This is a genomic window from Pseudovibrio sp. Ad37, from assembly GCF_001623075.1.
Taxonomy (GTDB): domain Bacteria; phylum Pseudomonadota; class Alphaproteobacteria; order Rhizobiales; family Stappiaceae; genus Pseudovibrio.
In genome coordinates, this window is record NZ_LMCF01000093.1 from 1 (window position 1) to 11,927 (window position 11,927).

At 47.1% G+C, this 11,927-nt stretch carries 10 protein-coding genes; 6 read left to right on the plus strand and 4 right to left on the minus strand.

What is annotated here, in order from left to right; genetic code table 11:
- Positions 1-124 precede the first annotated feature (124 nt).
- The 4 genes from PsAD37_RS28810 to PsAD37_RS15140 all read right to left on the minus strand — a co-directional run bounded on the left by PsAD37_RS28810 (position 125) and on the right by PsAD37_RS15140 (position 4,837).
- Entirely contained in the window at positions 125-307 is a 183-nt protein-coding gene (locus tag PsAD37_RS28810; RefSeq protein WP_063296861.1) for a hypothetical protein, read from the minus strand.
- A 205-nt stretch (positions 308-512) separates the two neighbouring features.
- A complete protein-coding gene (locus tag PsAD37_RS15130; protein ID WP_063296862.1) occupies positions 513-2,726 on the minus strand; it encodes a polysaccharide biosynthesis tyrosine autokinase in 2,214 nt (737 codons plus the stop codon).
- 5 nt (positions 2,727-2,731) lie between these two features.
- Complete coding sequence (locus PsAD37_RS15135; RefSeq protein ID WP_063296863.1) at positions 2,732-3,982, minus strand: outer membrane beta-barrel protein; 1,251 nt, start codon at positions 3,980-3,982, stop codon at positions 2,732-2,734.
- Between the two features lie 243 nt (positions 3,983-4,225).
- Positions 4,226-4,837 (minus strand): sugar transferase, encoded by a 612-nt coding sequence (locus tag PsAD37_RS15140; protein ID WP_063296864.1) that lies wholly within the window; start codon positions 4,835-4,837, stop codon positions 4,226-4,228.
- Between the two features lie 946 nt (positions 4,838-5,783).
- Between PsAD37_RS15140 and PsAD37_RS15145 the strand changes: the two genes are divergently transcribed.
- The 6 genes from PsAD37_RS15145 to PsAD37_RS27615 all read left to right on the plus strand — a co-directional run.
- Positions 5,784-6,893, plus strand: coding sequence for a glycosyltransferase family 4 protein (locus tag PsAD37_RS15145; RefSeq protein ID WP_084407840.1), 1,110 nt, complete (start codon positions 5,784-5,786; stop codon positions 6,891-6,893).
- Positions 6,894-7,058: 165 nt separating this feature from the next.
- Positions 7,059-7,652 carry a polysaccharide biosynthesis/export family protein gene (locus PsAD37_RS15150; protein WP_208986661.1) on the plus strand — a complete coding sequence of 198 codons (594 nt, stop codon included), beginning with the start codon at positions 7,059-7,061 and terminating at the stop codon, positions 7,650-7,652.
- An 81-nt stretch (positions 7,653-7,733) separates the two neighbouring features.
- Complete coding sequence (locus PsAD37_RS15155; protein WP_063296865.1) at positions 7,734-9,032, plus strand: oligosaccharide flippase family protein; 1,299 nt, start codon at positions 7,734-7,736, stop codon at positions 9,030-9,032.
- Positions 9,033-9,038: 6 nt separating this feature from the next.
- Positions 9,039-9,905, plus strand: a complete 867-nt coding sequence (locus PsAD37_RS15160) for an ATP-grasp fold amidoligase family protein (protein ID WP_063296866.1) — start codon at positions 9,039-9,041, stop codon at positions 9,903-9,905.
- Complete coding sequence (locus PsAD37_RS15165; protein WP_063296867.1) at positions 9,902-11,149, plus strand: O-antigen ligase family protein; 1,248 nt, start codon at positions 9,902-9,904, stop codon at positions 11,147-11,149. Before PsAD37_RS15160 ends, PsAD37_RS15165 begins: the two co-directional genes overlap by 4 nt.
- 654 nt (positions 11,150-11,803) lie before the next feature.
- A partial coding sequence (locus tag PsAD37_RS27615; protein ID WP_193778219.1) for a transposase occupies positions 11,804-11,927 on the plus strand: 124 nt, incomplete at its 3' end.

Sequence of the window (11,927 nt, forward strand, 5' to 3'; positions counted from 1 at the left end):
GCCCCATCAGAACTTCAACCTGCCGTAACTTCACAACAATATCTTCAGGTTTGGGGCGCTTGATAGCCATCTATGGTCCTCCGGTTTCCTAACTATAGGCGTGGACCACTTCAAAGGGGGAGGCTCATTCGTAGCTCTCTTCAAATGCAGGACCACCCTCAAACGTCGGGAAATCAGGCGTCAGTGTCTGGGTGAGGTCAATCACGTTTGAAAACGAAACACTCTCCGGTAGAATATTCGCCGTTGCCGCCAAAGCAGATGCACTCAGCACAGCACCACCCGCAACGGATGCCGCCGCCCCACACATAAACCCTCTCCGGGACAACCGCTCCCTCACCATCCGCACAACACACGCATCACACATATCCGTTCCTCTGTGGTTCAGTTGAAAAGCGTATGTGAGAAGGGATACTGAAATTTGGTAGATGTTGAGTGAATGTTTGTCCTAAGAAACTCGCTTTATGCATGTTGTCGTGAGCATGTAATAGGATAATATCCTATCCCATTCAAATTTACTTATAATAGCCATATCCATAAGACGCCTGGTGTTTGTTGAGTTTGGCTTTGCTCACATCGAAATTGTTCAAAATGACTCCGAGCGTTTTTCCTGGAGTTTGATCCAGGAGGTCTTTTGCCTGCTCAACTAAACCGCCGTCCGTGTGGTTCCATGAAGCAACCAGCACGGTGGCGTCGACAACATGAGAGAGTACACGGCTGTCAATCAGTGGTAATGTTGGAGGACTATCGATGATGACCAGATCAAAAGACTTACTCGCTCCATCCAGCAGCGTTTTCATTGCTTTGGAAGAGAGCAGTTCGGCTGTCTCCCAGAGTTCTCGGTGACTTGGAGCAGGCAAATAATAAAGGTTTGAGCCTTCTTCATGTTTGGTAGCCTCAGCAAAGGTCACTTTTCCTGTCAGGACATCTGCAAGGCTCTTTTCTTTCAGATCTCCCGGCGCATCTGCTGAGATCTGACGACGCATATCGGCATCAATAAACAGCACTCGCTCTCCAGCCTTCGCAGTGTAGTGAGCCAGATTGCGTGAAATGGTGGATTTACCTTCTCCTGGAATGGCCGAGGTAATCAGCAGTGTCTTGATCGGGTTGTCCAGACGCGAGAATTTGACCCGTGATCGCAATTCGCGAATGGATTCCGCATAATGGCTCAGTGGGTTTGCCGATGCAAACTTAAAAATTCCTTTATTTAATGCATGGCTGCTTTTATAATTTCGTTGAGTACGTGGACTTTTAGCCATTAAGAAGCCAAAGATTGAGGTCATACGCGACTTAGTAGCGTAATGGTCTATCAGTGGCACTAGCGAAAAGAGCGGGAGGCCGATGCGGCTTTCAACGTCTTCTTTTGTTTTTAATGTGCTGTCGAAAAGCTCGATGATAAGTGCAAGCAAAGTTCCGATAATCAGACCCAAAACTAGAGAGACAACGAGAAACAATCTCTTATTTGGAAAGCTGGCGAGACTCGGAATTTCTGCGCGGCTTAATACCCTACTGCTAACAGAATCCATCTTCTCAAACTCTTGAGTTTCCTTAAGGCGTGCAAGAAAAGATTCATAAAGAGTTCTGTTTGCAGCTGCTTCTCGAACCAACTCACGTAAGTACACCTGCGCATGATTTTCTGTACTTGTTACATCACGCAATTTTTCAAGGCTGTCAAAGATTGAAGTTTCACGACGTTCTGCAACTGCTAGTTCATTTTGAGCGGTGTCAACAATACGCTGCAACTCTTTTTCAATTTGCTGACGCAGATCAATCAACTGAGAGCGAACACTCACCACTGCTGGATGCTTATGACTATATTTTACAGTAAGTGCTGCCTCTTTGCGTTCTACTTCAGATGCTTTTGCACGTAACTGAGTAATCACTGCAGATTGTGCAGCATCAGCAAACGATGAGGTAGAGCCACCTCGGACACGGACCTTCTCAATTTGGTCGACTCGGGCTTGAGCTTCAGCAGTTTTTGTTTGCGCGAATACAAGTTGTTGATTCAATGTGGCGATCTGTCTCTCATTGATCGTCCCACCACCCGCAACCTGCAGGTTGAATTCACTTCTAAATTGTTCAACAGCTTGCTCAGAACTGCGGACTTTCACGCCGAGCTCGGACAGGCGAACGCTCAACCATTCACTTGCTTCGCGAATGGCATCGTATTTGGTTGCCAATCGGTCTGCTAGATAAGCATCAGCAAAACCATTTGCTAGGTTAGCAGCCATCTCAGGAGAGTTTGCTTGATAAGAGAGGTCCACAACGGTGGTATTGCGGTTCAAGGTAACATTAAGCCCGTTGAGAACTCGTTGCTCAAGACTGGCTGATGCAGGAGGTTCACCGGAGATCTTCGCAAACACCTCCGATAGATAAGAAGGAGTGAGTTGAAACTCTGATGAATTCTCTAAGTCATGTTCATTGATGACGCGCTTAGCAACAGCATTTGAGCTGAAAATTTCGATCTGACTCTTCAAGAGTTTGTCGTCGGAGCCAAAACCACTAAGTATTGCTTTAACGTCAACTACATTCGCAGCCCTTGTTTCAATGTAGACTGAGGTAACTGCTGTGTATTTAGGTGAAGTTACCATAGAGTATGTGACACCAAGGATGGTGACAATGCCAGTGACACTGAGGATCACCAGCCAGTAATTGCGCAAAAACTGAAAAACCAGTCGAAGATTGATTGTGTCTTCTGGTGTGGCATTCGATGCTAGGGAATTTTGCATGGATCTCAATACTCTACTCTTGCGTTGATCCCTATCAGATGCCGGCTGTAACTGCTTGCAGCTTCAGTAGACTTGAGCCTCTCAAAGTCATAGTAGGCACCGAACTTCAGGTTGCGGTTGATGAGATGTTTTGTTTCCAGTCTCGCACGCAGTGTATCGTCGCGGCGGCTGGTGCCTGCGAAGTCCTCGCGTTTGAAAGAGAAAATTGGTGAAATGACAAAGTTTCGTCGGAGTTCGTAATCCATTGAAACTTTGGCGGTTGAGGTGAGTTTGCTGACATATCCGTCAAGTGAGCTCTCTTCCACCGCTTGGCGCCCGTCGAAGTTTACGACAAGGAGCGGAGAGGGCATCCATTGAACATCAACATTGAAAGAATAAGTTGAAATGTCTCCGCGGCTGCCCAGATCATAATCCTGTCTGAGGTACCCGATACCAGCAGCTCCGTGCAGGTTGCCGCGCTTATCCAGCTCCAGTCCCGTCAGAAACTCAAAGCCATTTGAGTCCCGATTTTCTGCACCGGTCGCCTTCCAGTCGCGCGCATCAAATTCCGCGCTAACAAAAGCGCTGAGCCCCGGCGAAAAGGCGTAATTGATTTTACCTAGCAGATTGTATCGTGTGCCATCGCGTGCGTCTTGATCAATGGTGCCGTCATCTTTGGCCTCAACGTCATGGTAGTTGTAATGATTTACAGAGCCGCCGCCAATGAACCTCAGGCGATTGAAGACCTTTGAAACCCGGGCGGAGGCAGAGTAAGCATCACGCCTTACACCGTGTTTTGCGTCCGAAGAGCCATCTGCATCACCCAATCCATACTGTTTGGATTCAATGCTTGTGCCGAGGTCCAATGCAAAGTCTTTAAGGACTTCAAGCTGTGCTCCAGCTGAAGCGCGTCCTGACAACGTGGAGGCATCTGAATTGGAAAATACCTGCTTACGTTGCCCGGACAAGCTGAAGTGAATGCGGTGACGTGACATGTCAGAGTTGATCGCAAGTGCTGGAGTAAAGACACCCACCATGCTGCTCTCTTGATGATCTCTCGTTTTATAAAGATTGCTGTTGAAAGAGAGCCCGGAGGTTAGGGATGGCATGAAAACCCAGTTTGCATGCCGAATACCTTGAGCATTGTATTCCGGGTGAGAGCGCAGGCTATATCCGCCCCCCTTTTGCAATAGAGCGCTGGAAAGATCTGAAGCCGTTGCAGCATCAAGAGCTGAAACGGCCATGCAGGCTGCAAAAGTGAACTTCACGCCATTCATGTAAGCACCAAGGAAAGCAGATATATCTTTACGCTACACATTTGATTGGAACTCATTTTTTTGTTCTGTGACGGGCCCAGATCGACGAAAGAGGCTCGTGCTAGCTCGATGCGTTTATGTCGTGTCTAATGAGATGAAAGTGACGTTCTGAGCGCCTGCATGTTCTGGGCGTTGCTTGAACGATTCTGACCTCACCACCGAGGAAAAGAGCGGAACTTAACCCACTCTTTTCACTCGCAAAGTTCAGTCCTTCTGCGACACTGAAAGTTGGCTGCCCTGAAATTCTGGCATGGTTGCGTGCCCCGCAGCGCTAATGCCTTCTCTACGCAGAACGATGATCATGGTCATGAAGATGATTTTCATATCGAGCCAAAAACTCTTGTTCTCGACGTACCAGACATCCAGCTCGAATCTGGAATCCCAATCGATGCTGTTGCGTCCGTTGACCTGTGCCCAGCCAGTAATGCCTGGTTTCACAAAGTGACGCATCATTTGACGCTTCGAATAGTGTTTCAAAAAGCCAGCATGTTGAGGACGTGGCCCAACAACAGACATTTCGCCCTTCAAAACATTCAGGAAACCTGGAAGCTCATCAATGCTTGTTGCACGCAAGATACGACCGAATAATGTTAGTCGCTGATCATCCGGAAGAAGCTTACCAGATGCATCACGTTCCTCGGTCATGCTCCGAAACTTGTAAATTTGGAAGACTTCGCCGTTTAGACCGGCACGATCTTGCTTAAAAATGATTGGGCTGCCCAGTCTGGTGCGTACCAAGATAGCTACCAAGATCATGATGGGTGATACAATCAGCAAGATAGCAAAACTAAAGACTACATCGAATATTCTAATCATGGTGCACTTCTAACTACTGTCGCTCACGGAAAGAAATACTTCATCCCGCCATGGTCTCAATTTGAGCAAGCCCCCAATACCCTCAGAAGAGCTACCTCACGAACTGTTTGCGATACAGCATGTCAGTCTTGCTTTGCTTATATCCCTGCAAAGCTCAACCACCTGCTGAATGACGCAACAGAAAACCAGATCTACGCATCGCATTAGTTAGAGTTTTCGTAGAATTCTTACCAATGCTATTCTGATTTCAATTGGGGTAGGTATTTGATTCCAAGTAATAAAGTCAATATGATAAATATAGATTGTCACATAACTTAATTTATAAATATACATGTAATAGTTTAACTATTTTAATGTGCGATTATACGAGAATTTTAACTAATATATACTTTAACGGTATTGAAGTATGCTTCATAAAATTTCCATAAAATGCCGCCCAGTTGTATCCTGCGTATTTTTTTTGGCGGAAAACATACGTTTTTGCGCTTCAATAATATGGGAATTAGACTGCATATGCACGACTGCTGGGTTTGAAAAAACCAATCTATCCTCTCAATTTTTCAGAATATTCGTGAGATGTGTTAAGAGAAAAATGCTGTGTTATCGTGGATAATTTAGTATAATTAGAATGAAATGGTAATGGTAATTTATTAAGTTAGATTTCAATTTGCGTAATCCTCACAATACTTTGCAAAATCATTTTATTGAATTGACTTAATTGCTTTTTGTAAAATATTTACGTCCTAGGTTGCTTTGGGTGCCAAGTGTTCACTGGGAATGTTCAGTAAAAATTTAATCTTACAGCAATCGTGCTCAGGCACTGCAGTGCAGGCCAGCATGGATCAGAAATCAACTTGTATTTTGGTTGCTCAGTCGCTCTGAAGGGGCAGCAGCAAGGGCAGGTGGGTTTGTTGTTATACCTAGTTTACTTGATTGAACATGACAAATGAGAATACTTCTTGTTGCCAACAGCAGCTTTAAACTAATCAACTTCCGGCGTACTTTGATTGAGCAGTTACTGCGAGAAGGGCATGAGCTGATTGCAGCGGCCCCTCGCGATGACTACACGCCAGATTTCAAAAAAATGGGTGTGACATACATAGAGCTCCCCATGGATGCCACTGGAACCTCGGTTGTCGCTGAATTAAAGCTGCTCCTGCGGATTTTCGGCATTACACGACGGTATCGACCCGATGCAGCACTGGGCTTTACAATTAAGCCCAACATTTACGGAGCTCTGTCTGCGCGCTTGCTCAGCATTCCGTTTATCCCGAATATTACAGGAATGGGCAGTGTCTTTGACCGTGATGATCTGTTCGCCCGTCTAATCAAAGGGCTCTATCGATCTGCATTTCGCAGATGCCCACGAGTGTTCCTTCAAAACCCTGAGGATCTTGCCTTTTTTGTCAAAACAAGTCTGATTTCCAAAGAGCAAGCCTGCCTTTTGCCTGGGTCAGGCGTTGATCTTACAAATTTCCATTCAACGGCTCTTCCGGGCAATAGTCATCGCCGAACTTTTACACTCGTCGCGCGGATGCTGCGCGAGAAGGGGGTTATGGAGTTTGTCGAGGCAGCTCGTGCTCTGTCTCCCAACTTTCCGGATGCCCGCTTCGTCTTATTGGGTCCGTCAGGCTCCGGAAAGGCCGGTGCATTAAGTGAAGACGATATGAAAAGACTGACAGCCGATGGGGTCGTTGAATACCTGGGATCAGTAAAAGATGTTCGTCCGGTTGTCGCTGATGCCGACTGTGTTGTGCTTCCTTCCTATTACAAGGAAGGCACACCAAGGTCGTTGCTTGAAGCCGCTGCTATGGGCCGTCCCATCATCACAACGACCATTCCCGGATGCAAGGACGTGGTTGACGAAGGCCAGAATGGCTTCCTCTGTGAGCCAAGAAGCACGCAATCAATTGAAACTGCAATGCGGCAGTTTCTTATGATGAGTGAGACCGCAATAAATGAGATGGGGCAAGCCTCACGCAAAAAGGCTGAACAGACCTTTGATGAGAGAATAGTAGTTGACCACTACACCTCTATTTTGCAGGCGACGGCCTAGGTCAAAATCTCAGTACCGTAAGCGTTTTAGAAGGCCTTTAAGGTTCATTCTAGATTGACTTTGGTACGTAAAATCATCGGTTTACTCTTTCTTGTCGCGCATTGGTTCGCAACCACGTTAGCCGCAGGATGAAAGAGAGTTGAGACAGAAGAAAAGGGAATTGGTGTGAAGCAAAAACTGCTCAATGGCTTAACAGGTCTCGTTATCCTTGGCCTTCTGCAGGGCTGCGCTTCGGGCGAGTTCGCAGAACATAACACGCAAAGTCAGATGGCATCTGGCCGCGTCTTTTCACAGCCAGAGGTATATCGCCTTGGTCCAAGTGACAAGCTGCGTGTCATGGTGTTTGGAGAGCCTGATCTTTCAGGTGAGTTTGTTGTCGATGATCAAGGGAAGCTCGATCTGCCTCTCATCGGTGATATTCCCGCTGGCAACAGCAGTGTAAAAGAGCTGGAATCCCGCATCATCACTGCACTCAAAGACGGCTATTTGAAAGAACCGCGCGTGAGCCTGGAAGTTATAAGCTCACGCCCGTTCTTCATTCAGGGAGAAGTCGCACGGCCAGGAGAATACTCCTATAAGAACGGACTGACCCTTCAGGACGCCATCGCTGTTGCGGGCGGATATTCTTATCGCGCGAATACATCCAACATCTTCATTCGGCCAGTTGGAAGCAACTATGAAGTACCGGTGAACCTGACAGGTGCACGCCTTTATCTGCGCCCTGGTGATAGCATCCGTATTCCAGAGAGATATTTCTAGTCCCGTGCAAACCAAAATGAAAACAATGCGATTTGCTCCTAAGCCAAAACGTTTCGGGTGTTCTGAAAAGGAACCATTGCTATGATCGCTCGCCTGCTCAGACATCAGGCTGGCATCAAGGTTCTGGCCCTCAAAGGCACTGAGGCGTTGGCCGGTGCTGCCATGACCATCTATCTGGCACGAATACTTGGACCTTCGGCTTTTGGTGTCTTTGCGTTCGGGCTCGCAACAATAATGTTGCTGGCAATCCCGATCAAAAACGGCGCATCCACGTTGATCACGAAGCATGTAGCTATTGCTCGTGAACGAAGTGGAGCTGAACAGGCAGGACCTCTGTTGGCAACCGGACTTCGCTTGTCTCTCCTTTATGCAGGCGTGCCGATCGTCTGTCTTTGGACAGTTGTGGCATTGAGTGAAAACGCGAATGCCTTTGTTGTAAGTGTAGCACTCTTCTCACTGGCTCTTCCATTCCTGTGCCTCACGGGCTTGATGGAAGGGGTCTTGCGTGGCAGCTTCCGGCCCAATGCTGCGATCCTTGTTGGAACCGTTCTTGTGCCATTGTTAGTCTTGGCGACAGCGTTTCTTTTGACGGAGCAAATGCAGGCGCAAGGCTGGAAGTTCGCTGTTGCAGCCTATATCGCAGCCGCGATCGCTATCACTGTTATGAGTCTACTGCTTTCCCGCCCATATCTTCACAACCTGCTACCCGTCCCAAAAGAAGACCGTATGGGTGGTCGTGAATGGCTACACCTCGTCGCTCCCTTCGCGATTGTAACAGGACTACTGATCTTCAATCGCCAGATCGACACGATACTTCTGGGTGTGCTTGCCGGAGAAAAAGAAGCTGGAATCTACCGCATCGCCGCTCAGGCATCAGTGCTTGTCACATTTGGCGTACAAGCCATTGGCCACCTTTATGCGCCCTATCTTGCGACAGCAGATAGAACGACAGCTCCCTTGAAAATCTCAGGATACCTTCGCAAGAGTGTTCTCTTCTCAATCGCCTTCGGCCTGTTTGCTCTCGTAGCACTTGCAATCTGGGGAGACGAAATTATCACCTTGTTAGCGGGTCCAGAATATCTGCCAGCCTATCCAGTGATGCTCATCCTCTGCGCTGCTAATCTGGCTGTGGCCGCTAACGGAGCAACTATGCAAGCGCTTTATATGCAAGGACATCAGAAGCGCACGGCTTGGATCTTCTTTGCATCGGGTGTTTTTTCCGTTGCTGCAAATGCGACATTGATCCCGTATCTGGGCATCAACGGTGCAGCAATTGCATCCTCTGCAGCCATTCTTTCATGGTCACTGGGCCTTCGCTGGTTAGCTTGCGGAGTGTGGCGACTTTCTTATCTAACACTCTCACCTCGTGACCAGGAGTGACAGCTCATGAAGCTACAAAACTTCCTTCCAACCGGACATTTCTGGGACAACGCACTTTCTATCTTAAACGCGCGAAAACGCTTGGGATATTTCCCGAATCCGCGGAAGCCACGCAGTTTTAACGAGCATATCCTTGCGCAAAAATGGGCTTTTCGGGGGGACCTTGCACTCGCAAGTCGTGTGACAGACAAGGCAGAAGTAAAAAAATGGCTCTCTGAGATCGGTATGGAGCACCTGATTGTGCCCACACTTGGTGTCTTTAAGAATACTTGGGATATTGAGGCGTTCCATTTCGAAGGTGAGCTTATTGCCAAATCGACACATGGCAGTGGCGAAGCTTTGATTCGAACCGCCCAGAACGGTAAGGCCTTTTCTTTGGAAGACTTAGAAGTCTTCAGAAGTTGGTTCTCTGAGGACTACTATAAACGCAGCCGGGAGCCGAACTATAAGGGGCTTAGCAAACGGATCATCGTAGAACCGTTGTTGCGTGATGAAACAGGCAATCCACCCAAGGACTTTAAGTTCTTTTGTGCAGACGGTGAACCTTTTGCTGTTCAAGTCGATCATGGTCGGTACACACACCATACCCGCCAACTGTATGATACGAGCTGGCAGCTTCTCCCATATTCAATGTGTTATGAGCGCAATCCGGTCCCAATGCGCAAACCTGCCTTGCTTGAGAACGCGCTTGAGGCAGCACGTCAGCTCTCAAAAGGCTTCGGATTTGTCCGCGTAGATTTCTATTTCATGCCATCAGGCCTCAAACTAGGAGAAATGACATTCTTCCCGGGAAATGGTGCTGAGCGTTTTTCTCCAGCAGAAGGAGATGCTCAGTTGGGGCGGATTATGCAGAATGTGTCGGGCAACGAATGACGCTAAGTACCTCAAAAATAGCTATCTTTTGTGCATGGTTAGCGACCGTAGCTGCGGGGTTGACAAAAACCTTGTCGCCTCCTGGGCATGGAATTGGTGGGCGTGTCTCAATAGGAGATCTGATCTTAATCCTGTTGATTGGCCTAGCATTCCTAATGATAATGCGGAATCGTGGAAGAATTCGCATAACGCGTCATTATCTTAGCATCTTGCCGTTGTTTGCAGTTTTTTTTATTTCAGGCACTTTTGCTGATGATCAGCAGGGCGCTTACATCGAATTATGCGTTCATATATTTGCTGTTTTGTTTTCACTTGCACTTCTTAACTTAATGCCTACAAAAATGGATGTAACATTCGCCCGTCAACTTACCAAAGCGATTCTTTTCGGCTCCTTTCTACTGGCGCTCTATGGTATTATAGTTCTCTTTTTCTTCCCATACTTGAACCCGGTTGTTGGTGGATTGGCGGGTAGTTTCCGGAATACAGGGCAGGCAGGGAACTACTTTTTAGCATTCTCCACGATTGGACTAGCAGCCATATTATCAGGGCTGATCCCACGTACATTTCTGAACGCTTCAATGGTTTTGACGCTATTGTTAGCGCTCATTCTGACAGGAAAACGCGCCTCTCTCTTAGGTCTTGTAGTTGGTTTCCTTCTCCTTTTGATTGTACTGATGGTTGTCTCAAGGAAAAGCTCTGATGCACGCGTTGGCAGCATGTTTGTCATCTCATCAATTGTGATCGGGATTGTGGTCTTTTTTGTGATTTCCTTCTCTCTATCAACGGTTGAGGGGGCGATGTGGCGTTTCGAAGCAAAATTCACTAAATCAGGCTTAGAAAATTTCTCCTCTGGTTTCTATTTCAGCAATCTCTTAGCTGGTTTTGCAGCATTCTCAGATCGCCCCATTTTTGGGGTTGGCCTTGGCAACATTGAAGGCATTTATCACGAGTTCGAGATCCACAGCACCTACGTCGCCCTTCTGGCAACCTCGGGAGTTATCGGATTTTTGGGATACTTTTTCTTTCTTTATCATATCATGCGAAGTGTCTTCATTCTGAGATGGAACAACGAAATGGAACGCTTTTTAGTTTTCTTCTTTCCGTTTATAATCGGTCAGGCAGGAGCTTGGATGTATACCTACACAGTTCGAAAACGGGAATTCTGGATCACAATTTTCCTGCTAGCAACGTTTACAGTGATACGACAGAGAATGAAGGAGCGAGACATTTTGAAAGGGATATAAACCGTCGCAAGTAGTCAATTCTAACAATTTTGAAGGCTGCTTAGAATTCAAATGGTAGAGTATTTAAAACTTCTTGAGTGAGGTCGAAAGGTATGGATTTTTGCTCAAATGGGCAAGACAAAAACCTCGCTCCTGTGAGTAGTGAGAGTAGACATTGAAAGAAGGGAGTACTTTACCACAGTCACCAAAAGCCAGGAATCCACTGATTTATAGTAACCTCATTTCCTATAGGCGCTTCGAGTTTAATATGGAATAGCACATTGACTTTATTATCAATAAGTTGCGTTACTGACTGAGTTAAGGTCCTTGTTCGTGTTTGCGACCAATTATGGCTTAAAATACTCTCAATATGAACGGAATTATGTCCTGCATCGGCCTCCACACTTGACCAGAAACTGGAGGTACCGATTTTCTCGCTGGAAATCGCTGGATTGGATCTGATCCGAACAGAGTGTCCGTCATCAGGGATAATTGGACAAAATCGGTTTTCGAATAGCGGAGTGTCTGGCCCTTTTGCTTGTTGATGTTAAGCGTCTTGTGTGTGGTAGCGCAAGCGGCGGTTTTGAAGAGAGAGCTGGCTCGGGAAATTTGGACAGGTTGTGAAAGTGGATTTAGCTCCTGAAACTGGCATGATGCCAAGAACAGGAGACCATCATGAGCAGACGTCCTCGCCGGAACCATAGCCCGGCTTTTAAAGCGAAAGTGGCACTTGCTGCTATTCGCGGAGAAAAAACCTTGAGTGAGTTAGCTCAGGACTTTGATGTGCACGCGAACCAGA